Raw genomic sequence first — 23,674 nt, forward strand, 5'->3', positions numbered from 1 at the left:
GAGAGAGACATACCGTGCAAGACATCAACCTGATCCAGATCATTCTGGTCACGCTCGTGGCGTTCGTCGCGGGCATGGCCAGCGTCCTGGACGAGCGGCAGTTCCACCGCCCGCTCGTCGCCTGCACCCTGACCGGTATCGCTATGGGCAACCCCACCGTCGGCATCATGGTCGGTGGCTCCCTGGAGCTCCTCGCCCTGGGCTGGATGAACGTCGGCGCCGCCATGGCGCCCGACGCCGCGCTGGCCTCCACCGTCTCCACGGTCATCGCCATCGCCTCGTTGGGTGACGCCTCCTCCACCAAGGGCGCCATCGCCGCCGCCATCGGCGTGGCCGTTCCGCTGGCCATCGCCGGTCAGGCCCTGACGATCTTCGTGCGAACGATCGCCATCTTCTTCGCCCACCAGGCGGATCGCTTCGCCGAGCAGGCCAACTACCGCGGCATCGCCGTCATGCACTTCACCGCCCTGGGCCTCCAGGGTCTGCGCGTGGCCATCCCGACCGCTGCTGTGGCGGCCCTCGCCTCCGGTGACACGGTGAAGAACGCCCTCGACATGATCCCGAAGGTCATCACCGACGGGCTCAACATCGCCGGTGGCTTCATCGTCGTCGTCGGTTACGCGATGGTCATCAACATGATGAAGGCGCGCAAGCTCATGCCCTTCTTCTTCCTGGGCTTCATCTTCGCCACCTTCGCCACCACCTACGGCGGCAAGGCCACGATCGGCGACCACAGCAAGGGCATCGACAAGTGGGTCATCGACCTCGCCCCCAACGGTGCCACCCTCGTGGCACTGGGCATCCTGGGAGCCTGCCTGGCCGTCATCTACGTCCAGCTCAACCCCGAGTTCCACGACTCCGTGCGTCTGCCCGCCGCCTCCTCGCCCGCGGCCGGTGGCGGCTCCGGCAACGACCTGGATGACGACCTCGACGACGAGCTCGACTGAGCCGGAAGGAAGACTCTCATGACTACTGAAACCGCTCCGGCGACGTCGGAGAAGATGCTCACCACCCGCGACCTGCGCCGGATGTACTGGCGCTCCACCTTCTTGCTCGGCTCCTTCAACTTCGAGCGCATGCAGGCCATGGGCTTCTGCTACACGCTCATGCCGGCCATCCGGAAGTTCTACCGCGATGACAAGACGGCCCAGGCGGCCGCCCTCAAGCGGCACTTGGAGTTCTACAACACCCATCCCTGGGTCTCCTCGGTCGTCTTCGGCGTCACCGCCGCCATGGAGGAGCAGAAGTCCAAGGGCGAGGACATCTCCGAGGAGACGATCACCTCGGTCAAGGTCGGTCTCATGGGGCCGCTGGCCGGTGTCGGTGACCCCATTTTCTGGGGAACCGCCCGCCCCGTCCTGGCGGCACTGGGTGCCTCCCTGGCCCTCAACGGATCGATCGTCGGCCCGCTGCTGTTCTTCGTCGGCATCAATCTCCTGCGCGTTCTCACCCGCTGGTACGGCATTAAGTTCGGCTACGAGCGCGGTACTGAGATGGTCACTGAGGTCGGCGGCGGCCAGCTCAAGAAGATCACCCAGATGGCCGCCATCATGGGTCTGTTCGTCATGGGTGCCCTGGTCTCCAAGTGGACCTCCATCAAGTTCCCGGCGGTGGTCTCCTCGGTGAAGAACGATGACGGGATCGTCACCGACACCACCGTTCAGTCCATCCTCGACCAGCTGCTGCCCGGCCTGGCGGCGCTGGGGCTGACCTTCCTGTGCATGTGGCTGCTCAACAAGAAGGTCAACGCCCTGTGGATCATCCTGGGCATGTTCGCCGTCGGTATCGCAGGAGCCGCCACCGGCTTCCTGGGACTGTGACGCAGTAGCGGACCAGCCGCAATCGTGGCGGCCCGCCTCGGAGCGGGGAGGGGACCGGAGGCAAGTCCTCCGGAACCCTCCCCGCTCCGCGCACTCGGTAGAATGCACACGGCCCCCGGGCGGATTCCATCAGCGCATCATCCGTCCTGTCCGACGTCGTCTCCCGCTCTTCTCGCCCCGCCCTCCACATCCCCCTGCAGCAAGGAACCAGCGTGACCCGACTCCTCGTCACCGACCTGGACGCCACCATCGTCTTCGACCGCTCCGTCTCGCCGGCCGACCGCGAGACCATGGCCCGATGGCGGGCCGCCGGCAACCTCCTGGCCGTCGACACCGGCAAGTCCTCCTTCGCCACCCGCGATGTGCTCGGGCCCCTGGGCGTCGACTTCGACTACGGCATCGTCTTCACCGGTGCGGTCCTCATCGACAGCAGCTACCGGGTCATCTCCGCCCGCTACCTGCCCGACGGCGTCGCCCGCGACGTGGCCACCCGCACCGTCGACCTGCCGGGGGTGACCACCTACGCCACCACCATCGAGACCGACTACATCCTGGCCGACAACAACAATGAGATCTCCCCGATCCTGGCGGTCTTCGAGACGATGACCCTGGAGGAGATGGGCACCCACCGCTTCATCGGCGTGCCCCTGCGCGTCACTGACGACACCCTGCGCCACCGCCTTCAGGAGGAGATCACCCAGCGTTGGGAGGGCGTCCTGGACTGCCACCGCAACCAGGACTTCCTCGACTTCGTGCCCGCCGGGGCCACCAAGGGCTCCGGGCTGCGTGCCCTCCTGGACGGGCCCCTGTCGGGGCGGGAGGTCGAGGTGTGGACCATCGGTGACTCCTGGAACGATCTTGACATGCACGCCGTCGCCGACCACGCCGTCGCCCTGCCCTGGTCCCCACCGGAGGTGACGGCCGTGTGCGAGGCGACCGCGGGCTCCATGGCCGAGCTCATCGACACGATCATGGAGGGTGACCCGGTATGAGCGAGCACGGTAAGACGGACGGCAAGAAACCGATCGGCACCCGGGTGCGTGACTGGTTCAACGGCGGCGACCCCGACGGGCGCGCCAAGATCCGCACCTGGGTCACCGGGGAGGACGGGCAGTGGCGCGGCTACACCCACTCCATGGGCAGGTACGTCACCTGGCTCATGATCATCGCCTGCTTCCTCTACCCCTTCACCAGGGGGATCGGCTCGATCCTGGCCCTGATCGTGGCCATCTTCCTCATGGGCGGGCGGGCCATGATCGAGCGCCAGGTGCGTCGCGACGTCTCCGACCTGGAGGAGGCCAAGCGCCAGTACGGCCTCACCCGCAACCCCGAGTACCTGCGGTTCATGACCCTGCGCGCTGAGGGCCTGCTCGAGGACAATAAGATCCTCACCCCCGACTCCCGCAGGCTCCTTGAGGGCTACGTCCAGTGGGCCCAGGAGCGCCAGGAGCGCCAGGACAAGAAGCGGGCCAAGAAGGCCCGCAAGGAGGAGCAGAAGGCCCAGCGAGGCACCTCCGCCCGGGACATCGACGACAGCGAGGAACCTGACCAGTCTGATGACGGTGCCACGGCGGTCGGAGAGAATAAGAGCGCTGACGGCTCCTAGACGCCTCCAAGACGGCCTCAAGAAGACTGGGTACCCGCAGGACCTGGACTGAAAGGACTCCCATGCCACGCTGGCTCATCTCCACCGACCTGGACGGCACCATCGTCTTCAACGGGACGATCCCGCTGCGTGACCGTGAGGCCATGGCCAGGTGGCGGGCGGCCGGCAACCTCCTGGTCATCAACACGGGGAGGTCGGTCTCCGCGCTGGAGCACGTCGTCGTGCCCATGGGGCTCGAGTTCGACAACGCCATCCTCTACACGGGGGCCGCCATCGTGGACGAGCACATCAGCGTGCGTCACTCGACGGCCCTGCCGCCCGGCGTCGTCGAGGACCTTCTCGACTTCGTCGAGGGGGCGCCGGGCGTCACCGTGTTCACCACCGGACTGGACGAGGACCTGCTCGTCTACGACACGATCGGCTCCGGATCGGACCTGCTCACCCTGTTCCGCCCAGCCACCCGGCGCGACCTCGAGGGACGTGAGGTCGTCGGCGTGCCGATGCGCTTCACCGACCCCGAGATGGCCTCCCGCACCGAAACCTACCTGCACCAGCGCTGGGACGGGCAGGCGGTGGGCTTCCGCAACCAGGACTTCATCGACGTCGTCCCCGCGGCTGCCTCCAAGGGCGCGGGCCTCAGGCGGCTGGTGGCGAGCCTCGGCGAGACGCCCGCCCCGGACCCTGCCAGTGACGCGGCCAACCCCGCCGCCCCAGTGCTCGCCGAGCCCATCGAGACCTGGTCCATCGGGGACTCCTGGAACGACATCTCCATGCACCAGGCCGCCGACCACGCCTACGCCCTGCCCTGGTCACCGCCGGAGGTGGTGGCCCAGTGCGACGGCACGGTCTCCAGCCTGGCCGACCTCATCGACTCCCTCATGGGACGGCCGACGGCTTAGACCCAACACATCGACAAAATCTTCACAAATGACGGTGGGGTCTGGTGGTGGATGCACCGCTCGTGGGAGGGGTGTTTTGTGTCTGGGGCTTGGTTTGGTCAGGGTGTGCGTCGTGATGCGGTGGCGCGGGTGGTGGCTGGTGAGTCGGCTTCGGCGGTGGCTCGGGATCTGGGGTGCTGTCGTGGGTCGGTGAGTCTGTGGTGCCAGGCGGTGGGGGTGGAGCTGGTAGGCGGACGACGGGGTGGGACGGTCCAGTCCGACCAGGCCAGACGTGCCAAGGTCGCCCAGGCGGTCCTGGCCGGAGCAACGCTGACCCGGGCGGGAGCCGCGGCCGGGGTGAGCCGGGACAGCGCGAGGCGGTACTGGCACGATCAGGCCGTGGAGAGTGCAGCAACGGCATCAAGGCGCTCATCAAGACGCTCGTTGGGGCGGCGGGGGCGTGGGGGCTGGTCGGTGTCGGCCTGCTCGGGGCGGGTCGGGCGCGGGCAGCGCGTCAGCGACGCCGAGCGGGTCCTGATCGCTCAGGGCCGGGCGCGCGGGGAGTCGGCCGCCGCCATCGCCCGCTCCTTGGGGCGGTGCCGTCAGACCGTCTCACGGGAGATCGCCCGCAACACCGGCCCTGACGGGGTCTACCGGGCCCCGGGGGCCTCGGTGGCGGCCCAGGAGCGTCNGACGAGCTCGAGCCCTCTCCGCGCGAGGAGTGCGGCGTCTTCGGCGTGTGGGCCCCCGGCGAGGAGGTCTCCCGCCTGACCTACTTCGGCCTGTACGCCCTCCAGCACCGCGGTCAGGAGTCGGCCGCCGCCATCGCCCGCTCCTTGGGGCGGTGCCGTCAGACCGTCTCACGGGAGATCGCCCGCAACACCGGCCCTGACGGGGTCTACCGGGCCCCGGGGGCCTCGGTGGCGGCCCAGGAGCGTCTGGCCCGCCCCAAGGCCAGGAGGCTCGAGGCTGATCCCGTTCTGCGTGCCGAGGTGGTGGCCCTGCTCGAGGACGGGGCCAGCCCCCGCCAGATCAGCGCGCGCCTGCGCTGGGCCCACCCCGACAATGAGTCCATGCGCCTGTCTCATGAGCAGATCTACCAGGCCCTCTACGTCCAGGGCGCCGGGAGCCTGCGCCAGCAGCTGCGGGTGGACAAGGCCCTGCGCTCAGGGCGTACCCGACGCCTGCCCCGCTCACCGCTGGCCGGCCTGCCCCGCAGGTCCAGGCGCCCCTGGATCGAAGGGGCCCAGATCAGTGTGCGCCCGCCCCAGGCCGCTGACCGGGCCGTGCCGGGCCACTGGGAGGGCGACCTGGTCATCGGCGCCGGCGGGCGCAGCGCCCTGATCACCCTGGTGGAGCGCACCAGCCGCTTCGTGCTCATACACCGCCTGGGCGGGGGCCACGACTCCCAGACCGTCACCACTGCCTTGCAGACCATGGTCGCTGACCTGCCCCGGGCCGTGAGGGCCTCGATCACCTGGGACCAGGGAAGCGAGATGGCCCAGCACGCCGCCTTCACCGCCGTCACCGACATCCCGGTCTACTTCGCCGACCCCCACAGCCCCTGGCAGCGCCCCACCAACGAGAACACCAACCGCCTGATCCGCGAGTACCTCCCCAAGGGCACCAGCTTCACCACCATCACCGACACCCAGATCCAAGACATCCAGGACCGCCTCAACCGCCGACCCCGCATCGTCTTGAACGGACAGACCCCAACTGAGAAACTCAACGACATCATCAACGGTGCAAACACCACCTGACTCCACCGNCCGACACCCAGATCCAAGACATCCAGGACCGCCTCAACCGCCGACCCCGCATCGTCTTGAACGGACAGACCCCAACTGAGAAACTCAACGACATCATCAACGGTGCAAACACCACCTGACTCCACCGACGCGGAGCCGTGTCGTCTGTGAAGATTTCGTCGAAGTGTTGATGTGCGGGGTGGGTTCGGGGAGCGCGAGCTATGCTCGCCGGCATGCGCCTGCTCGCCACGGATCTTGACGGCACCCTCATCTTCCACCACGCCGTCGGGCAAGCCGACGCCGAGGCCCTGGTGCGCTGGCGCAAGGCCGGCAACCTCCTGGTCCTGGCCACGGGCCGCTCGGTGCAGCTGGTCCAGCACGCGGTCGAGGTGGCTCGCTCCTCGACCAGCATCGGCCTGGACTACGACTACGCGGTGTGCGCCACGGGAACGACCGTCATCGATGCGGCCGGTCAGGTGCGCCGCACCCGCATGCTCAGCGCCGACCAGGTGCGCTCCGTGACCCGGACGGTGGGCGTCGTCAGCGATGCTCCCGTGTCCGTCTTCGCCTCGACCCTCGAGCGCGACTACGTGCTGGATGATCCGGTCGGCCTGTCCACCGATCAGCGCACGCCCGCCGACCGCTTCACCGCGGCGCCCCTGTCTGAGATCGCGGGTCTGGGGGTCACCTCGATGCCGTTGCACGTCCCCGACTCCCGCGCCGCCGAGGCGCTGGCCCGGAGTCTGGAAGAGGCGGTCGACGGCGTCAGCTGCACCCGCTCGGCCACCTTCGTCGACGTCACGGTCGCGGGTGAGTCCAAGGGCTCGGGACTGGCCCTGCTCGCCGAGCACCTCGCCGAGCAGGGCCAGGTGGTCAGCGAGGTGGCCGCCGTGGGTGACTCATGGAACGACATCTCGATGCTCGAGCGCGCCGACGTCCCCTGTGCCATCGCCGGTGCCCCGGTTGACGTCGTCGCCGCCGCCGGCGGGCGCACCACCCCGAGCGTGGCCGCCTTCGTCGATGCCCTCATGGCCTGAAGACCTCGAAGACGGCGCCCCGCCCTCCTGCCGCTCCTCCCGTCCGGTTGCTCGGGCGCCCATCACTTCGACCAAAACTTCATAAATGACGCGGAGCCGTGTCGTCTATGAAGATTTTGTCGAAGTGGGGCGTGTGCTCAGCGGGGGCGTGCTGCGGTGCTCAGGCCTGGACGTAGCGGTAGACGTTGGTCTCCCGCAGCTCGAAGCCGGCGCGCCGGTAGAGGCGGTTGGCGGCCTCGCGCGAGGGGCGCGAGGTGAGGTCCACGGTGCGCGCCCCCATCTTCCCGGCGTACTCGACGGCGGCCTCCACGAGGGCCTGGCCGGCACCCTGGCCGCGGGCCTCGTCGTCGACGACGACGTCCTCCACCCAGGCGCGCAGGCCCGTGGGGATCGTGAAGGTCGCCAGCGTGAGCATGCCCAGGATCGGGGCGTTCTGGCCGGCGTCGGCCTCGGGGCGGAAGACGAAGAGGAAGACCCCCTCCTGGGCGATGAAGGCCTCGCACTGCTCAGCGGTCAGTGCCGGAGCGCTGCGGGAGAGCTGCGGGATGAGGCGCTCCATGGCCTCGACGATCTCCGGACTGGAGGTGGTGACGAGCTCGACGGTCATGAGGAGTTCTCCTGCTGGTTGAAAAGAGGTGGAGGGCCGGGACGGGGGCTCCCGCAACGGCTTCCTGTCAGCCCTGGAGCCTACCGTCTGGAAGTGCTCCAGGCGGCGAAGTGGCCCCACCGACCGGAAGAATGTGGCGGGCTGCGTCGGCTGGCGGCAGGTGGCGCGGTCAGGCCGAGGCGCCGATCGTCTTGACGGTGGGATCCATAACGGCGGCCTCTACCAGGGCGGTTCCGCTGGTCAGGTCCCGCAGCCGCAGCACGTAGGGGTGGTCCACGGTGAACTCGACCGGCTCGTCCGGCTCCGGTGCCGCCATGACCTCCACCCCTCCCTCGGTGAGGGCGGCGGCCACCGTGCCCTCCTCGTCCAGGATGAGGCGCACCTGCTGGACCACCTGCGCCAGCGTGAGTCCGCGGGCCATCTTGTCCAGGCCCTCGGGCTTGAGACCCTGCTCCTTGAGGAAGTCCAGGAGCTCCTTGGGCTCAGAGGTGAGGTCCACCTTGGGCAGGGACAGCCTCACCTCACGGGCCTCGGCCTCATCGAGAGCCTTCGACGCTGCCGCCCACGTCCCGGTGTCCATGGCGGACGGCAGGGATCCGGCGTCGGGCAGGACGACGTCGAGGGCGAGCTGGGATTCCTTGGGGGCTCCGTCCGTGTTCTCCTCCCCGCTGGCGTAGGCCAGACGCACCGCCGCCCAGCCCTGGCCGGTGGCGTAGGGGATGGAGCGGGTGTCGTGCATGAGGTCGGCCTTGACGGTCTTGCCACCGGCGAGCGTGAAGTTCTGCGGTGAGGTGTCCTCGGCCTTGAAGGGGGAGTCCCACTGGGCCGCGAAGAGCAGGGCGTTCTGCACCACCAGACGCGTGTCCTTCGTAATGGTGATACCGCTGTTCGGGATGAGGCCGGCCGTGTTGCGCGAGGCCCAGGCATCGAGGTTCTTCTTCATGGAGTCCACGTCGATCTGCTCGATTTCGGCGGAGAACCAGCGCAGCACCGCATCGAGGTAGGACTGCTTGACCTCGATGTCCTTCTCGTCGGCGATGAGGACGTGGTTGGCCAGGTGGACGAGCGGCTTGTCCGGGATCTGGTCCGGGTCGAAGCCCTTGAGGTCGCCGTCGTAGCGGTTGAGGGAGGTCTGGACGGCCGACCAGGCGCGGTCCCGCTCCTCGCCCGAGAGCCCCAGGAGCGCGTCATAGCCCTGGGTGGAGGCGTCCGTGGCGCCGCCGGCCAGGATCGCCAGGACGAAGGCGGCACTGAGCGCCGAGGCCATCGCCGTCGCTGCCGAGTCCGCCTTGAGGTAGTGGGCCAGGAGCCGGCCGCCGAGCTGGTCGCAGGCGGCGGCCGCGGTGGCCACCTGCGAGGAGACGTCGGAGGGGGTGACCGTCTCATGGGCGGTCTTGGAGGTCAGCGCCTTCCCGGAAGCCGACGAGCACGCGCCCAGCAGCAGCGCAGCCGCGGGGGCCAGCGCCGCCAGCGACAGCAGGTGGCGGCGGGACAGGCCGTGGTGGTCGGAGCAGGGACGGTGCGCAGACGGGAACAGGGTCATGACGTCAGGTTAGGAAGCCTTCCGGGGGCTGTCAGGGACTTGGATGTGGTCAGGCACGGGGAGACCTCACCGGACGTGCCCGACCAGCCGCCGGCCTACCACTGCCAGACGGCCGCCCGTGACCACTCGATCAGCAGAATCCTGCCGGATCACGTGTGATGCGTCGCCCCGCCGGGATCGGCCGCCTCGAGACCGGTCCGCGAGTAGGCTTCCGACCAAGGTCCTACGACAGCGCCGCAGGCACCGCTGTCCCTACCTCGCAACTGCCCCGCATCTGCCTCGTTCTCAAGGAAGGTCACTCATGGTCGAGTCCGCCGCCCCCGTCGAGCACGTCTTCACCGCCGACGAGCTCTTCTTCTCCACCACGGACTCCCAAGGGCGCATCCGCCGCGCCAACTCCACCTTCATGCGCCTGTCCGGCTACCCGCGCGGCGCCCTGGTGGGGCGGGCCCACAACGTCGTGCGGCACCCGGACATGCCCGCAGGCCTGTTCCGCAGCATCTGGAACGCCATCGAGGAGGGGCGGGCGGCCAGCGCCTACATCACCAACCGCTCCTCCGACGACGGCCGCTATCGCGTCTTCGCCACGATCGTTCCCTCCGGGTCCGGCTACCTGTCCGTGCGCACGCTGCCGATGCTCACCGACCTGCGCGACGACGTCGAGGCCGCCTACGCCCGGGTCCGCGACGTCGAGGAGGCCTCGGCAGCGGCCGGCTCCACCCGCCGAGAGGTGGCCGCCGCCGGACAGGCCGCCCTCCAGGCCGAGCTGCGGGCTCTGGGCTACGCCGACGCCATCGACTTCACCCGCCGGGTGCTGGTCGCCGAGGTCGGCGCGCTCCTGGACCACGGCGTCGGCATCCCCGACAGCCCGCAGGCCGAGGGCCCCGTGGCCCGGATCCTGGCCGCCATGAGCCGGATCGAGGCCGAGACCGCCGGGCTCGTCGGTATCCTCCAGGAGGGGCAGCGGCTCGTCGACCTCCTGGGGCGGCGGGCCGGCGAGATCGAGGCCCTCTCGGCCCGCCTGGGCGCCCTGCGCGAGGCCATGCGGGCCGTCGGCGCGGACGTCGCGGTCCTCGGGGGCGGGGCCCAGGCCGACGACGTCGCCGAGCGCTGCCAGCGGGTCGACGCCCTGGTCCTGGAGTGCTCCGAGCAGCTCCACCCGCTGCGCAGCCAGATCGAGGAGCTGCGCGGCGACCTGGACTCGGTGAACTTCCGCATCGCTCTGGCCCGTCTGCACAACCTGGCCGCCGGGCTCTTCGCTCTCCAGGTCATCGAGGGTGAGGACGAGGTCGACGCCAACGACGCCGTCGGCAGCCTCACCGAGCTGTGCGCGGCGCTGAGCGACGGCGCCAGTACCCTGACCGAGCGCGTGGCACTGCTGGATGCGCGTCGCGAGCTGGTGGGCGGCGAGCTGGACCTCGTGGCCGAGGACCTCGCCGTCATCCAGGGGCCGATCCTGGAGCTGGTCGAGGTGGCCGCGGCCGCCGGGGCCGGCCAGGCCGATTCCGTGGCCACCGCCCGCACCCTGGCCGGTCAGGGCTTCGCCGAGGCCCGCGACCTGGCCGACCTGGCCGTGCGCGTGCGCGACCTCGAGGTCCCCTACGAGGCAGACGCCATCAACACCTGCCTGGCCGACGTGCGCGCCGCCCTGGACGAGCTGGGGTAGACGGCCGCCGGAGTCCGCCTCGGGCCGCGTTCCCGCGGGCTAGTCGCGGGCCAGCTCGACGAGCACCTCGGCGTGGTCGGTGTGGGGGAACATGTCGAACAGGCGGGAGCGCACCACCCGCATCGAGGGCAGGTGGGCCAGGTCCGCGGCCAGTGTGCGGGGGTTGCAGGAGGAGTAGAGCACCCGCCCCACGCCGGAGGCTTCGATCCGAGCGGCCAACTGCTCCCCGATCCCGCGCCGGGGTGGGTTGACCACGAGCAGATCCGGGCGCTCGGCCCCGAAGGCCCCGGCGGTGCTACCGTCCGAGGCGCCCGGGTCCAGGACGCGGGCGTCACCGGCCTCGAAACGCACGAGCCCCGGGTCCAGGCCCATGAGAGCGGAGGCCGCGCGTGCTCCGTCGATGGCCGAGGCCGAGACCTCCACCCCCAGCACCCGGCGACCCGGCGCGGCCAGGGCCAGGGCGAACCCACCGACGCCGCAGAACAGGTCCCACACCCGAGTCGGCTCGCACTCCCCCGCCCAGGAGCGGGCGGTGGCGTAGAGCGCCTCGGCCACGGCCGTGTTGGTCTGGAAGAAGGAACGGGTCGGCAGGTAGAGCGGCAGCTCGACGCCGTCGGCGCACCGGACGGCCGGCGTGCCGGCCCTCAAGACCGGCAGGCTCAGGCGCATGAGGAGCCGGTTCTCCTCGGTCAGGACGATCTCCTCCGGCCCCTCGATGACGGCCTGGTGGACGCCCTGGATGTTGACGCTGGCCACCGCCAGCTGGGGCAGGGACCGGCGCAGGTCCGGCAGCGCAGCGCGCAGCTGGTCCAGGTGGCGCCGGGAGCGCAGGACGAACCGCACCATGAGGTCGTCGTCGGGCGAGGCGGTCACCAGGACGTGCTTGAGCTCGCCGCGGCGAGCGGGCACGTCGTAGGGGCGCAGGCCCAGGTCGGTGATGAGGCCCGCCAGCACTGGCAGGGCCGCCTCGATCGCCGGCACGTGCAGGGGGCAGGTGCGCAGGTCGACGCCGTGGCCGGCACTGTCGAGGATCCCCAGGGTGGGGCGGGCCGTGGTTCCGGCCACCGCCATCTTCGCCTTGTTGCGGAAGCGCTCCGGGGCGCTCGCGGCCGGCGGCTCCCACAGGTCGGTCGGGACACGTGCGGCCAGCAGGGAGGCGACTCGGGACTGCTTGGCGGCCAGCTGGTCCGGCAGCGGCAGGGCCAGGTGGGGGCAGGAGCGGCAGGTACCGGCCTCGTGGAGGATGCACGACGGCGCCTGCGGTGCGGTCCCCGACATGTCCCCTCCTGATGGTGAGCTCGATGCCGGTCAGCGAGGCGACGGCAGCGCCAGGACCCGGACTGCTGCGGCCACTGAGTGGAGCCGCTTGTCGGACTCGAACCGACGACCTGCTGTTTACAAGACAGCTGCTCTACCAACTGAGCTAAAGCGGCGTACGGCCGGCAAGGCGGCCGCGGGTGCGGAGAACAGTCTGGCACAGACCGCCCCGGGGCGGAAAACCAGGGAGGAGGATGCGTCTGCTCCGATGCCTCCGAGAGCCGCGCGGGACCAGCGCTGGATCAGGGAGGGATAGGCGTCCGGCTCAGCCCTGCTGCTGCTCAGCGGGCTGGTCGGTGGACTTCTGAGCGGGTTGCTCGGCCGGCTGCTGGGTGGACTGCTCGGAGGGCTGCGACGTCGGCGTGCTCCCGGTGACCAGCTCGGTCAGGGAGGTCGGCGACTGCAGCGTGCTCAGGTCGATCTGCTCTCCCTTGAAGAAGACGGACGGGGTGCCCTTCAGGTCCCTATCGGCGAAGGCCTTGTCTCCGAGCTCGACCCACTTCTTGTACTTGTTCGAGTCGACGGCGGCCTTGAACTTGGCGGACACCTCGGTGGGGACACCCACCTTGGTGGCGGCGGCGACCAGGCTGTCCACGGTCAAGAGGCTCTGGTTCTTGGTTTCCAGCACCTGGGAGAGGATCTCGAAGGCGGAGCCGTGGAAGCTCAGGGACTGCGCCGGGGCCTCATCGAGTACCACGCCCATGGCGTTCATGACCGTGCTCGTCCAGTCCTGCTTGAGGATCTTGCAGGGGTGGAGGGCCAGGGTGATCTTCTTGTCGCTCAGCAGCTGGTTGATCTCCTCGGTGTGGATGCCCTCGAACTGGGCGCAGTGCGAGCAGGAGTAGTCGAAGTAGATGTCAAGGATGGGGGCGGAGGCAGCGACGGTGTCCAGCTGGCTGCCGTCGCCGTAGGTCCAGGAAGCGTCCGCCAGGACCTGCTTGGGAACACCGCTCTGGTTCGCCTTCTCGGTGGCCAGGCCCTTGCCCGCTGCGGGGAACTCCTTCTTCCCCTGGTTGACAGCCAGGTAACCGAGGTAGCCCAGGCCGCCGGCCAGGGCCACCCCCGTGGCCCCGATGAAGCTGCGGCGCGCGATCGCGTTGCGGTGTGCACGGCGCTCCTCGGCCTCCCTCAGTTCCTTGGCCTTGAGGCGTGCGGCCTCGCGGCGCTGGGCCTTGGACTGGCGGGGCTGTTTACTGGACACTCGGTGCTCCTTGTGGTGCGTTGGCGAGCGGACGGCGAAGAAGACGAACTGTCAACGAGTCATGGCTGTAGCGGTGTCATTCTGCCCGACGATGCTGTACGAAACCATGCCTGACGTCTGCCGCTGGCGGATTGTGACGCATCGGTCGTTGGCAGTCGGGCAGGTGGGTGGCGTTGTGGTGCGCTGTTGACGTTCCTGTGACGTCTTCCCAAAAGTGTGCGCCTGGGACTGGTGCTCAGGCGGAACCAGGCGGAGTCGGGCGGAATCAGGCCGTGTGGCCCGGTCGAGGCCTGGTTACATCCTGTCCAGGGTAAAAGGATCAATAAGTACGGTAGTGAGCTGGTGTCTGGTACCGATAAGAGGTATGAGGTTGGGCATCTCATGGGTGACCAGTTCGGTGGGCCGCCGGAGCAGATCAATATGGTGGCTATGCTGAAGGAGGTGAACCAGACTCGTGTTGGGAAGGAGTCCAACTCGCACCTCAGACTTGAGCAGAAGATGGCGGCCAGTCCAGAGGGCTACGGCACCATTGTGGTGGAGCTTGAGTGCCCCGATCCCGTGGATCCCTCCAAGCTCACAGGCGCCGAAAGAGTCCCCGACGGATTCGAAGTGACATGGATTGATTCAGACGGAGTCCCTGACCATAAGGGTTTTGAGAACCCGCCAGAAGAAGCGAGAGGTCTTGGAGGTCGACGAGATATGGTAGGCGTTGACGAAACTGCGTGTCAGGTCTTTGTGAAGATCCAAGGATTGCTGCGTGACTGGCTAACTGAAGAAGGCCTTGACGAAGTTGATTTTGAATACAGCGCTATAGCGCTCGTCAGAGGGCTGAGAAGGCTGAGGCCGGGCAGGATGAGGAGTCGTCTGGTTCGGGTGGGCCGGGCAGGTCTGGTGAGTGACTCGCTGGCGTGAGTGGTGTGTTGGAGCCTGAGGCTGTGGCGTCTTCGGGTGGTTACTGCACGGTGCTGCCAGGGGCGCCGGAGGTGGACCCCTTCTTCTGCTGACCAGATGATCGTTTTGTCATCCCCTGTCTCCACCTGTCCACGCGATTCTTAACTGCCTGCGAACGGGGACATGTTGGGATTCGGCATAGCCCCTGCAAGGGTCAAAATAAGCACAATGACGCCAACGGTAAGTAATACCAACATCATGCGTCTTCTACTGCGATCGCCGGGGGCGAGCATGTTCACGATATGTGCGCCACCTCGCCGAGTTGCTGCACCCCAGGGAACCAGCCACAGAATGAGGAGGTAGATGGCAACCTCCACCAGGAAAAGGAGGATGAAACGAGTAAGAGGCGGAAAAGAACCGAGAATCGAAGAGTCGTTCTCAATAATTCCAGATGAGTAGGAAGTCACGGTGATGACGGCCACGACTCCTAGACTCAGAAGGAATGCGAAGCCAACGGACAGCATCGAGCGCAGCAAATACCATGGGGTCGCCGCCCACATGCGAGAGTTGTCTGCCGGAGAGGTGGAGCCGCGCTGGAGTCGGTTCCAGCGCCGGGCGTCCTGGGCTCGTCCGACGGTGCCGGCGATCACCGCCAGAATCGCTGCAAAGATCACCATCCATCCCGGCCTCACGATCCCCAAGGCGGACATTGCGAACCAGAGGGCCAGCATCACTCGTGGGTGGCGCTGCGGCTCCTGCGCCCACTCGGGCAAGCCGCCCGTGCGGGTGGGCGGGGCGAAGCGGTGGATCTGCGCAGGCTGGGCACCGGCCATCGTCGGCCCCGTCATCCCGCCGGTCGCCGGCATGGCCGCCGGGCGGGCAACGGCCTGGGGGTAACCGGGCTGGGGCGCCGTCGGGTTGTACCCCGAGTAGGGGAACATGGGCACCTGCCCGGACGGCGCGGGCCGCGGGTAGGGCCCCGATGGCGTGACAGGAGCGGGTCCTCCAACGCCGTACTGCATGGACTGTGCCGGTCCTGCCGGCGTCACTGAGCCGTTCTGGTACCACGACCGGGGAGGGATGGCGGGCGGGGGCTGGACGGATGACGCCGAGGATGCCGACGGCGCGCCGTAGCCGTACCCGCCCTCAGCGGCCGAGCCCGCAGAGACGGGGCTGCCATACGCGGCCGGAGACGCCGAGGCCGAGCTGCCGGCACTCTGCTGAACGCCGTAGCCCGTCGGAGCGACGCCGTAGCCAGGGACGTAGGTGTTGGTGCTCGTCTCCGACTCCTCAGAGTCGTCCTCCTCCTCTGGCCCCAGGAGCCGGTCGACGGCCTCCTGGCCGGTGCCGCCCTCGGCGATCTCGTCGAGGACCTCCAGCAGGCCGTCCGGGCCCAGCCGGTCCTCCGCCTCCGGGGCGAGCGCCGCCGTGAATGCCCTCGCCAGCGCCGGACTCTCCTGCTCCAGGGTGCCCAGTTCCGGGGTGCCCGCGTAGACGCGGCGGAAGACCACCTGCCATGCGCCCGAACCGAAGGGCGCCAGCCCGGTCACGGTGAACAGGAGAACGCCCGCGCAGGCGTACCAGTCGACGTCGGCGGTCGGCTCCCCGCCGTCGAGCATCTCCGGGGGGATGAATCCCGGTGTCCCCGTGACCTGACCGGTCTGGGTGAGGCGGACGTCGTCGGCCACCTGGGCGATGCCGAAGTCGATGAGAACCGGGCCCTGTGCACCGAGCATGACGTTGGAGGGCTTGAGATCGCGGTGGATGACGCCGGCGGCGTGGACCGCGCGCAGCGAGTCGACCAGCCCGTGAGCCAGGTCGGCCAGGTCGCGGGCGTCGGTGGTCAGGTCATAGACGCCCTCGTGCTCCACCTCGTGCTGGAGGGTGGGGCCCTCGACGAGCTCGGTGATGACGAAGGTGACCCCCATCGACCCGTCCCCGGTCTCGATGTCCAGGATGCGGGCCACGCGCGTGTCCCTCACTCGGGCCAGGACGCTGGCCTCGCGGTCCAGGCGGCGCCGGGCCGTGGGATCCGCGGCGATCTGGGGGTGGAGGATCTTCATGGCCACATGGCGGCCGCCCTCGTCGGTGGCCTCCCAGACCACACCCATTCCTCCGGCGCCCAGGCGACGCAGAAGCCGGTAGCCTCCCACCAGCGTGCCAGCGCGCAACTTGCTCAGGGTGACCGGTTCGCCCGAGTGCGCGTCGAAGTTCTGCGTCATGGCCTCCACAGTACCGGGCTATATCGGCTCGCGGGCGCCGCGTCCCTGTGGGGCTCTTCGCCCGACTGTGGGCCATGTCGCGGGAGAAAAGCCAGTGCTGGAGGCGCATTGCCGGCAGTGGTCCGGTCCGTTTCCGACGGAGGGGGTGGGGAGGTCTATCCGCCCCTTGGTGGCGGCCGAGGCTCCGATGAGTTCTGCCCAGACCTCATCGGGGTCTCGTCTGCGTCCGACGATCCCTGGTTGAGGCCTCACCGACCCGACAGCGGTCTTTCGCCGTCATTGCTGAGGAAGATCATCCTGACAATTCTCTGTGAATCGCTGGTCAAAGTGGGGAACGTGTGTCAAGATGAGCTCGTCCACGGTCAAACGGCTGACCGCGGTACGTGTCAATGCGGACACGCATCGGCACCTTTCACGACGGATCGTCCGGCACGTACCTGCCGGTGAAGGGAAGCACCACCCATGGCAACTGTTACTTTCGAGAACGCCACGCGCATTTACCCGGGCAATGACCGCCCCAGTGTTGACGCTCTCAACCTCGAGATCGCCGATGGCGAGTTCCTCGTGCTCGTTGGCCCCTCCGGCTGCGGTAAGTCCACCTCCCTGCGCATGCTCGCGGGCCTGGAGGATGTCAACGCCGGTCGCATTCTTATTGGTGATCGCGACGTCACCGACGTTCAGCCCAAGGACCGTGACATCGCCATGGTCTTCCAGAACTACGCGCTCTACCCGCACATGACCGTCCACGACAACATGGGCTTCGCCCTGAAGATCGCGGGCACCCCCAAGGCCGAGATCGACAAGCGCGTGCGTGAGGCCGCCAAGATCCTGGGCCTGACCGAGTACCTGGACCGCAAGCCCAAGGCGCTCTCCGGTGGTCAGCGTCAGCGTGTAGCCATGGGGCGCGCCATCGTGCGCAAGCCCAAGGTCTTCCTCATGGACGAGCCGCTGTCCAACCTGGACGCCAAGCTCCGTGTCCAGACCCGCACCCAGATCGCCTCGCTCCAGCGTTCGCTGGGCGTCACCACGGTCTACGTCACCCACGACCAGACCGAGGCCCTCACCATGGGTGACCGCATTGCGGTCCTCAAGGACGGCGTGCTCCAGCAGGTCGGGACCCCGCGCGAGATGTACGACCACCCCGCCAACGAGTTCGTCGCCGGCTTCATCGGCTCGCCGGCCATGAACCTGGGGCAGTTCACGGTCAAGGGCGACGTCGCCACCGTCGGTGCCGCCAAGATCCAGCTGTCCAAGGCGACCCTGGACGCCATCACCCCCGAGGACGGCGGCAAGGTGACCATCGGGTTCCGGCCCGAGTCGCTCGACGTCGTCTCCGCCCAGGACGAGCACTCCATCCCGGTGCGCCTGTCCTTCGTCGAGGAGCTGGGCTCCGACGCCTACATCTACGGCGAGCTCGTGGGTGCCGAGGACTCCGAGGCCAAGCTCGGCTCCGGTGAGGACTCCAGCCAGATCATCGTGCGTGTTCCTCCGCGTACCGCCCCCGAGCCGGGTGAGACCGTCTACGTGCGGATCCGCCCCGGTCAGGAGCACATCTTCTCCGCCTCCACCGGCAAGCGCCTGCCTGCCTGAGGATGCTGACGACGACGGCGCCGTTCCCCTCCGCGGGGCGGCGCCGTCGTCGCGTTCGCCGAGGTGGAGCCAGGACGGCCGGGCCGGGCGGACCAGGACGTGGTACCGGTGCCGTCGGGCGCCGGATCGGATACGGCCGCCGCACGGTGATACCTGGATCGCTCTCGACGCCGGGAGGGTGTGGGCTGCTGCTCACGCCTCGAAAGGCGAAGAGGGCCTTGGCCTGAAAGAATAAAGTTATGCCCCAGTCCATGAAGATCACGGCAGCGACGATTGACCCGGCGCTGCTTGACCTCCCTTGGGAGACGGCGCTGGAGGACTGGCCCACCGACGTCCTCGCCGCGCTGCCCCGTGGTCTGTCCCGCCACATCGTGCGCTTCGTCAACCTCTCCGAGCGTGTCATCGCGGTCAAGGAGATTGGCGAGACCGTAGCGCACCACGAGTACGAGCTCCTGCGTGACCTGGTCCGCCTGGGGGCGCCCTGTGTGCATCCGACGGCGGTCATCACCGGTCGGCGCAGCCTGGAGGGGGAAGAGCTCAACTCGGTACTCATCACCGAGCACCTGTCCTACTCCCTGCCCTACCGGGCGCTGTTCAGCCAGTACATGCGGCCCGAGACCGCCACCCGGCTCATCGACGCGCTCGCCGTGCTGCTGGTGCGCCTGCACCTGCTGGGCTTCTACTGGGGGGACGTGTCGCTGTCCAACACGCTCTTCCGCCGGGACGCCGGTGCCTTCGCCGCCTACCTCGTGGATGCCGAGACCGGTGAGCTCCACCCCGAGGGGCTCACCGAGGGCAAGCGTCTCTACGACATCGACGTGGCCCGCACCAACATCATCGGTGAGCTCATGGACCTGCAGGCCGGCGCCCTGCTGGAGCCGAGCGTCGACACCATTGAGGTCGGGGACCGGATCGTCAGCCGCTACACCGAGCTGTGGGACGTCCTCACCGCTGAGGAGTCCTTCTCCATGGACGAGCGCTGGCGCCTGCGCCGCCGCGTCCAGAAGCTCAACGAGATGGGCTACGACGTCGCCGAGCTCACCATGAACACCGACTCTCAAGGGGAGCACATCACCATCCAGCCCAAGGTGGTCGACGCCGGCCACTACCACCGGCAGGTGATGCGGCTGACCGGGCTGGACGTCCAGGAGCGCCAGGGCCAGCGCATGCTCAACGACCTGGAGGCCTACCGGGCCATGTCCGGGCGCAGCGACGACCCCATCGAGCTCGTGGCCCACGCCTGGCTGGCGGAGGTCTTCGAGCCCACCATCCACTCCGTTCCCATCGAGATGCGTCGCAAGCTCGAGCCTGCCGAGATCTTCCACGAGATCCTCGAGCACCGCTGGTACATGTCTGAGGCGCAGAACCGCTACGTCACCACCCGTGAGGCGGTGGATGACTACGTGGCCACGGTCCTGCCCCAGCACCGCGACGAGCGGGCCTACCTCGGGATGGGGGACACCCAGGAGATGGAGGCGATCGTCTTCGACGACGTCGAGGAGCAGCTGCCCGAGGACGACGCCGAATTCGCCGCCCTCGATGAGCAGACACTGGCCGACTATGAGGTCAACCCCTACGGATTCACCGCCGGCATGAAGTTCAAGGGAGAGTAGGGCGCGCCGCAGACTGTGCGTTGCGCGGGCGTTGTCGGCGCCGGTGGCGCTCGATCAGCACGCTGCTGCCTGTCAGATGCGCACGCCCCCGCCGTCGATTCCGTCGATCACAGGGGATGCCGCTCCTGCAGCCACTGCTCGTAGGTGGGGCCCGTTGAAGGGACATCGTCGCCGGGAACCAGTGCGCCACGACGGAAGGCGAGTCCCCAGTCGGTGGGAACCACCAGGGGGACCGGCCTCGCAATGAGGTTCGGCAACTGAGCGGTCATCTCCCACAGCGTCATGACATGCGGGCCTGCGATCTGGCAGGTCTGGTCATCGAACTCGCTTAAGGCGACCTGTGCGACCGCCTCGGCAACGGCGTCGAGACTGACCGGCCGCATCCTCATCGAGGGAACCAGCGAGATGGGGCCATAGCGCATACGTTTCATGTTCTGCTCGGCGAACTCGAACCACTGGGTCGATCGAACCAGCGACAGGCGGCTACTTGACTCGCGGGCAATCCGCTCCTGCGCACTCTTGCCCGCGAAGTAGCCGTATCCCTGCACCTGGGGAAGGTCGCAGCCGACGATCGAGAGCAGGACGTGCTTGGCACCCAGAGTATTCGCCGCCGCAGAAACGGCGCGGGTCGAACGTGTGAAGAACTCGGTGGCGACCCTCCTGCTGGTGGTGAACCTGCCGGTCGCCTCCACGATGGCGTCCGCTCCGGACAGCTCGGCGGCCGCATCGTCTCTCAGAACATCGAAACCGGTGCGTCGCGAGTGCAGGGTCGCCTGTGCCCCGGCCGCCTGTAGCGCCCGCTTCATCGCCTCACCGGAGGCGCCGCCCCCAACAACTGCCACCTTCACTGCATGACCTCCTCCGAGTTGCCGTCCTCGCGAATCTCTACGATCGTAGAGTGCTCTATGATCGTAGAGATATTGACGGCTGGAACGCAAGGAGCAGGCAGCATGGGCCGCAAGGAGCAGATCGGTGACGCCGGGGTCAGGCTCATCGCCCGTGACGGGGTGCACGCCCTGACCCATTTGCAGGTTGATACCGAGGCGGGGCTGGCGCGTGGGTCGACCTCCTACTACGCCCGCACTCGCCGCGATCTGCTCGCACTCGTGGTCAACCGTCTCTCCGAGGGCTCGCAGGCCGACATCGACGACATCGAGATTCCCTCATCTGTCAGCCGGCAGGAGGCGGCTGACATCGTCGTCGGCATTCTGACGCATATGGCGCGACGCGCCGATGCCCAGGCGGCGCGCGGCGCGCTCCTGTTCGAGCTGCGTGACGACATCGAGCTCCGGAAGCTGCTGACGGCGGAAGCACCGGTCAGGCCGCCCTTGACGCGTCTGGCTGAACGAATCCTCACGGCTGCGGGCATCGCCGGCGCGAGCGCCCGCGCCTCCGACCTGGTGGGCCTGGTGGACGCCCTCCTCATGTATCAGGCGGCCAAGGCGGCCCCCGTGGACGCACGGGACGTGCTGAGGGCCTACCTCAAGGGGCTCAGCTAACCGGCCCCTGTGCTACAGCGCTCTCAGGCGCCGAGCTCCTCGGCGACCAGGGCCATCTCCTCATCAGCCCGACGGCGCAGCTCACGGTGACGCGTCCAGGAGGCCAACGAGACCTCGGTGATGGCGTCCACCAGCAGGAAGGCGCCCACGGCCGCCACCCCGCCCGGAAGGCTCCCGGTCGAGCGACGACGGCGCACAGCGGCCCCCAGCAGCGCGCCGCCCAGGCCGGCCTCCATGAGCGCGGCGCCCCGCACCGCCCACGGCTTGTCAGTCACAGTGCGCACGTAGCCCTGCCAGAAGGCCGAACCCGGGGTGGAGGGGTCGGCCAGCAGCAGGCCCACACTGCGGCCCACGGCGTTGGACAGCCCGCGCGGCTCGTGCACGACGACGCCGGGGACCTCGACCGGGGCCAGGCGACCGGTAAGGACCGCCAGCACCCAGTCGGGCAGGCCCAGGGCCTCCAGCATGGCGGCGAAACCGTCGATGCCGGGCTGGACGATGGCGGCGGTCGCCGCCTCCAGGTCGGCGCCCGGGACGGCGTCGACGATCCCCGAGGCGTCGGTCAGGTCCGCCAGGAGCTCGTCGACCAAGGACCTCAGAGCCGGGCCGGGCTCGTTGACCCCGCCCCACACGTAGCGCGACGTCATGCCCCAGGAGAAGACGGCGTCGTCCTCCGGGTCCCCGGTGGGGATGGCGCGAATCGACATGTCCTCGGCGTCGGAGGTCAGCACCAGGGCCGGCAGGGACTCCTCGTCCCAACCGAAGGTGCCCAGGTCCGTGCCCTCTCCGGAGTACATGACGATGCGGCGGTCCAGGCTCGGCGCCGAGGCCACCGCCAGCGGCCGCTCCAGCAGCGTGGCCTGCAGGGGAACCATGTAGGCGCTCATCGGAGAGACCACCACGGTACGGGCGCTGGCCGATCCGTGGCTGGAGATCGAGGGCAGCTCGACGTCGTCGGGCAGGGCGTTGAAGGTGGCCGGGCCCACGGCGACGTCGGCGGTGAACTCCCGGGCCAGGGACTCCACGAGCTCACTGACGCGCGGGCCGGGCACGACGCCCCCGCGCGAGGGCGGCGTCACCGCGACCCGGCCCTCGACGTCGGTCATGAGGGTGAGGCTGAGCAGGTGGGTGGTGGCCGGGAACCACTCCAGGCGCACGACCACCCCGCGCGAGGCAAAGGCGTCGGCGACCGCCTCCGGCGTCGTGCCCGGCGCGATGAGCACGCCATCGGTGCGGTTCCAGCGCTGTGAAGCGTCCTGGGCCATGGGGACCTCCTGTGGATCGGATGCGGCCCATTGTGTCAGCAACGGGGCCGTCATGGGGAAGTGTAAACCGGACGCTTTCGACCGGGGCAGCCGGAGCGGCCGGCTCAGGACCGGGCCTGATAGGCAGGCCGGGTCAGCTGTCACCGCCGGCGGCCCTGCGCCGCAGGCGGTCGACCTCGTAGAGACTGATGCCCGTGGCCACGGCGGCGTTGAGGGACTCCACGCTGCGGCTGATCGGCACCGAGGCCAGCACGTCGCAGGTCTCGCGCACCAGGCGGGACAGGCCAGAGCCCTCCGCACCGGTGACGAGTACCAGAGGGGAGTCGGCCAGGGTGAGGTCCTCGATGGCGGTGCTGCCCGAACCGTCCAGGCCGGCGACGAAGCAGCCCTCCTTCTTCAGCTGCTCCAGGGTGCGCACGAGGTTCGTCTCGCGAGCCACGCGCACCCGGGCGGCGGCACCGGCCGAGACCTTCCAGACGGTGGCGTTGACGCCCACCGAGCGCCGCTCGGGGATGATGACGCCGTCGGCCCCGAAGGCCCCGGCGCTGCGCAGGACCGCGCCGAGGTTGTGAGGGTCGGTCACCTGGTCCAGGGCCACGAGCAGCGGCGTGCGGCCCAGTGAGCGGGCGCGCTCCAGCAGGTCGCGGGCGGTGGTGTACTCGTAGGCGGGCACCTCGATGGCCACGCCCTGGTGGGCGGCGGAGTCGGTCAGGGCGTCCAGGTCCAGCTTGGTGGTCTCCAGCACCGGCGCGCCCAGCAGGGCGGCCCGGCGCACGACGGCGCCCAGGCGCTCGTCGAACTGGGCGGAGACCGCCATGAAGACCCTCGTGATGGGCACCGAGGCGTGGGCGGCCTCGGCCACCGCGTTGCGCCCGCACAGGATCTCGTGGTCCTCGGGCACGTCGAAGCGGCGCTTGAGCTTCTCGAGCTGCTTGGCCCGCGTGGGCTGGGCGGCGCGAGCCTCGGCGCGGGCCTTCGCCCGAGCCTTGGGGTGGCCGACGCGGTTCTCGGCGCGCGGGGTGGGGCCCTTGCCCTCCAGGCCCTTGCGGCGCTGGCCGCCGGAGCCCTTCGTGGGCCCCTTCTTCGCGCCGGGGCGGCGCTTGGCGCCAGGGTACTGCTCGTTTCCGGGCATCCGGGGCCTCCTGTTCGTGGTGGTGACGAGTGTGTT

Annotated in this window: 20 protein-coding genes, 1 tRNA gene and 1 pseudogene; 13 read left to right on the forward strand and 9 right to left on the reverse strand. The window is 68.9% G+C overall.

All coding sequences use genetic code 11. The annotated features are described in order from the left end of the window. Positions 1 to 14 precede the first annotated feature (14 nt). The 8 genes and pseudogenes from BQ8008_RS12260 to BQ8008_RS12295 all read left to right on the forward strand — a co-directional run bounded on the left by BQ8008_RS12260 (position 15) and on the right by BQ8008_RS12295 (position 7,092). Positions 15 to 947 (forward strand): PTS mannose/fructose/sorbose transporter subunit IIC, encoded by a 933-nt coding sequence (locus BQ8008_RS12260; protein ID WP_108834228.1) that lies wholly within the window; start codon positions 15 to 17, stop codon positions 945 to 947. Positions 948 to 965: 18 nt separating this feature from the next. Further along, positions 966 to 1,820, forward strand: a complete 855-nt coding sequence (locus BQ8008_RS12265; protein WP_108834229.1) for a PTS system mannose/fructose/sorbose family transporter subunit IID — start codon at positions 966 to 968, stop codon at positions 1,818 to 1,820. A 212-nt stretch (positions 1,821 to 2,032) separates the two neighbouring features. Beyond that, complete coding sequence (locus tag BQ8008_RS12270) at positions 2,033 to 2,812, forward strand: HAD family hydrolase (RefSeq protein WP_108834230.1); 780 nt, start codon at positions 2,033 to 2,035, stop codon at positions 2,810 to 2,812. After that, complete coding sequence (locus BQ8008_RS12275) at positions 2,809 to 3,426, forward strand: hypothetical protein (RefSeq protein WP_108834231.1); 618 nt, start codon at positions 2,809 to 2,811, stop codon at positions 3,424 to 3,426. Before BQ8008_RS12270 ends, BQ8008_RS12275 begins: the two co-directional genes overlap by 4 nt. A gap of 62 nt (positions 3,427 to 3,488) precedes the next feature. Beyond that, positions 3,489 to 4,325, forward strand: coding sequence for an HAD family hydrolase (locus BQ8008_RS12280; RefSeq protein ID WP_108834232.1), 837 nt, complete (start codon positions 3,489 to 3,491; stop codon positions 4,323 to 4,325). A gap of 51 nt (positions 4,326 to 4,376) precedes the next feature. Then, a complete protein-coding gene (locus BQ8008_RS12285) occupies positions 4,377 to 5,075 on the forward strand; it encodes a helix-turn-helix domain-containing protein (RefSeq protein WP_267896227.1) in 699 nt (232 codons plus the stop codon). Beyond that, positions 4,997 to 6,067: pseudogene (locus BQ8008_RS12290) on the forward strand (IS30 family transposase); the annotation flags it as partial. The gene BQ8008_RS12285 and the pseudogene BQ8008_RS12290, both read left to right, overlap by 79 nt. A gap of 221 nt (positions 6,068 to 6,288) precedes the next feature. Further along, positions 6,289 to 7,092 (forward strand): HAD family hydrolase, encoded by an 804-nt coding sequence (locus tag BQ8008_RS12295; protein WP_234415398.1) that lies wholly within the window; start codon positions 6,289 to 6,291, stop codon positions 7,090 to 7,092. Between the two features lie 160 nt (positions 7,093 to 7,252). On the opposite strand, the gene BQ8008_RS12300 is transcribed toward BQ8008_RS12295, so the two are convergent. Both BQ8008_RS12300 and BQ8008_RS12305 read right to left on the reverse strand, forming a co-directional pair. Further along, positions 7,253 to 7,699, reverse strand: coding sequence for a GNAT family N-acetyltransferase (locus BQ8008_RS12300; RefSeq protein WP_108834236.1), 447 nt, complete (start codon positions 7,697 to 7,699; stop codon positions 7,253 to 7,255). A 169-nt stretch (positions 7,700 to 7,868) separates the two neighbouring features. Continuing rightward, positions 7,869 to 9,242, reverse strand: coding sequence for a serpin family protein (locus BQ8008_RS12305; protein ID WP_108834237.1), 1,374 nt, complete (start codon positions 9,240 to 9,242; stop codon positions 7,869 to 7,871). Between the two features lie 301 nt (positions 9,243 to 9,543). On the opposite strand from BQ8008_RS12305, the gene BQ8008_RS12310 reads away from it, so the two are divergent. Then, positions 9,544 to 10,908, forward strand: a complete 1,365-nt coding sequence (locus BQ8008_RS12310; RefSeq protein WP_108834238.1) for a PAS domain-containing protein — start codon at positions 9,544 to 9,546, stop codon at positions 10,906 to 10,908. 39 nt (positions 10,909 to 10,947) lie between these two features. On the opposite strand, the gene BQ8008_RS12315 is transcribed toward BQ8008_RS12310, so the two are convergent. The 3 genes from BQ8008_RS12315 to BQ8008_RS12325 all read right to left on the reverse strand — a co-directional run bounded on the left by BQ8008_RS12315 (position 10,948) and on the right by BQ8008_RS12325 (position 13,426). Continuing rightward, on the reverse strand, positions 10,948 to 12,186 hold the full coding sequence (locus BQ8008_RS12315) for a methyltransferase domain-containing protein (RefSeq protein ID WP_108834239.1): 1,239 nt from the start codon (positions 12,184 to 12,186) through the stop codon (positions 10,948 to 10,950). A 79-nt stretch (positions 12,187 to 12,265) separates the two neighbouring features. Beyond that, a tRNA-Thr gene (locus tag BQ8008_RS12320) sits at positions 12,266 to 12,341 on the reverse strand. 149 nt (positions 12,342 to 12,490) lie between these two features. Continuing rightward, entirely contained in the window at positions 12,491 to 13,426 is a 936-nt protein-coding gene (locus BQ8008_RS12325) for a thioredoxin domain-containing protein (RefSeq protein WP_108834240.1), read from the reverse strand. Between the two features lie 342 nt (positions 13,427 to 13,768). On the opposite strand from BQ8008_RS12325, the gene BQ8008_RS12330 reads away from it, so the two are divergent. Next, complete coding sequence (locus tag BQ8008_RS12330) at positions 13,769 to 14,338, forward strand: DNA/RNA non-specific endonuclease (RefSeq protein ID WP_108834241.1); 570 nt, start codon at positions 13,769 to 13,771, stop codon at positions 14,336 to 14,338. A 140-nt stretch (positions 14,339 to 14,478) separates the two neighbouring features. On the opposite strand, the gene BQ8008_RS12335 is transcribed toward BQ8008_RS12330, so the two are convergent. After that, positions 14,479 to 16,539: a serine/threonine protein kinase gene (locus tag BQ8008_RS12335; protein ID WP_108834242.1), complete on the reverse strand. Its 2,061-nt coding sequence runs from the start codon at positions 16,537 to 16,539 to the stop codon at positions 14,479 to 14,481. A 462-nt stretch (positions 16,540 to 17,001) separates the two neighbouring features. Here BQ8008_RS12335 and BQ8008_RS12340 point away from each other — a divergent pair, with 462 nt between their 5' ends. Then, on the forward strand, positions 17,002 to 18,129 hold the full coding sequence (locus BQ8008_RS12340; protein WP_075248834.1) for an ABC transporter ATP-binding protein: 1,128 nt from the start codon (positions 17,002 to 17,004) through the stop codon (positions 18,127 to 18,129). Between the two features lie 239 nt (positions 18,130 to 18,368). Then, complete coding sequence (locus BQ8008_RS12345) at positions 18,369 to 19,742, forward strand: DUF4032 domain-containing protein (RefSeq protein ID WP_108834243.1); 1,374 nt, start codon at positions 18,369 to 18,371, stop codon at positions 19,740 to 19,742. 107 nt (positions 19,743 to 19,849) lie between these two features. Here BQ8008_RS12345 and BQ8008_RS12350 read toward each other — a convergent pair whose 3' ends face one another. Further along, the gene (locus BQ8008_RS12350) at positions 19,850 to 20,590 is read right to left on the reverse strand and encodes an SDR family oxidoreductase (protein WP_108834244.1); all 741 of its coding nucleotides are present in this window, start codon (positions 20,588 to 20,590) and stop codon (positions 19,850 to 19,852) included. A gap of 102 nt (positions 20,591 to 20,692) precedes the next feature. On the opposite strand from BQ8008_RS12350, the gene BQ8008_RS12355 reads away from it, so the two are divergent. After that, positions 20,693 to 21,241 carry a TetR/AcrR family transcriptional regulator gene (locus BQ8008_RS12355; RefSeq protein WP_108834245.1) on the forward strand — a complete coding sequence of 183 codons (549 nt, stop codon included), beginning with the start codon at positions 20,693 to 20,695 and terminating at the stop codon, positions 21,239 to 21,241. A gap of 23 nt (positions 21,242 to 21,264) precedes the next feature. Here the strand turns inward: BQ8008_RS12355 and BQ8008_RS12360 are convergent, their stop codons facing one another. After that, the gene (locus BQ8008_RS12360) at positions 21,265 to 22,506 is read right to left on the reverse strand and encodes a hypothetical protein (RefSeq protein WP_108834246.1); all 1,242 of its coding nucleotides are present in this window, start codon (positions 22,504 to 22,506) and stop codon (positions 21,265 to 21,267) included. A gap of 133 nt (positions 22,507 to 22,639) precedes the next feature. Then, positions 22,640 to 23,638, reverse strand: coding sequence for a 23S rRNA (guanosine(2251)-2'-O)-methyltransferase RlmB (rlmB, locus tag BQ8008_RS12365; RefSeq protein WP_108834247.1), 999 nt, complete (start codon positions 23,636 to 23,638; stop codon positions 22,640 to 22,642). Positions 23,639 to 23,674: the final 36 nt, after the last annotated feature.

It is taken from the genome of Actinomyces sp. Marseille-P3109, assembly GCF_900323545.1.
Classification (GTDB): Bacteria; Actinomycetota; Actinomycetes; order Actinomycetales; family Actinomycetaceae; genus Actinomyces.

Coding starts and splice junctions, on each gene's coding strand:
- BQ8008_RS12280 (WP_108834232.1), top strand. CDS start 3,489: ATGCCACGCTGGCTCATCTCCACCGACCTGGACGGCACCATCGTCTTC.
- BQ8008_RS12355 (WP_108834245.1), top strand. CDS start 20,693: ATGGGCCGCAAGGAGCAGATCGGTGACGCCGGGGTCAGGCTCATCGCC.
- rlmB (WP_108834247.1), bottom strand. CDS start 23,638: ATGCCCGGAAACGAGCAGTACCCTGGCGCCAAGCGCCGCCCCGGCGCG.
- BQ8008_RS12345 (WP_108834243.1), top strand. CDS start 18,369: ATGCCCCAGTCCATGAAGATCACGGCAGCGACGATTGACCCGGCGCTG.
- BQ8008_RS12265 (WP_108834229.1), top strand. CDS start 966: ATGACTACTGAAACCGCTCCGGCGACGTCGGAGAAGATGCTCACCACC.
- BQ8008_RS12300 (WP_108834236.1), bottom strand. CDS start 7,699: ATGACCGTCGAGCTCGTCACCACCTCCAGTCCGGAGATCGTCGAGGCC.
- BQ8008_RS12315 (WP_108834239.1), bottom strand. CDS start 12,186: ATGTCGGGGACCGCACCGCAGGCGCCGTCGTGCATCCTCCACGAGGCC.
- BQ8008_RS12340 (WP_075248834.1), top strand. CDS start 17,002: ATGGCAACTGTTACTTTCGAGAACGCCACGCGCATTTACCCGGGCAAT.
- BQ8008_RS12360 (WP_108834246.1), bottom strand. CDS start 22,506: ATGGCCCAGGACGCTTCACAGCGCTGGAACCGCACCGATGGCGTGCTC.
- BQ8008_RS12335 (WP_108834242.1), bottom strand. CDS start 16,539: ATGACGCAGAACTTCGACGCGCACTCGGGCGAACCGGTCACCCTGAGC.
- BQ8008_RS12275 (WP_108834231.1), top strand. CDS start 2,809: ATGAGCGAGCACGGTAAGACGGACGGCAAGAAACCGATCGGCACCCGG.
- BQ8008_RS12310 (WP_108834238.1), top strand. CDS start 9,544: ATGGTCGAGTCCGCCGCCCCCGTCGAGCACGTCTTCACCGCCGACGAG.
- BQ8008_RS12295 (WP_234415398.1), top strand. CDS start 6,289: ATGCGCCTGCTCGCCACGGATCTTGACGGCACCCTCATCTTCCACCAC.
- BQ8008_RS12305 (WP_108834237.1), bottom strand. CDS start 9,242: ATGACCCTGTTCCCGTCTGCGCACCGTCCCTGCTCCGACCACCACGGC.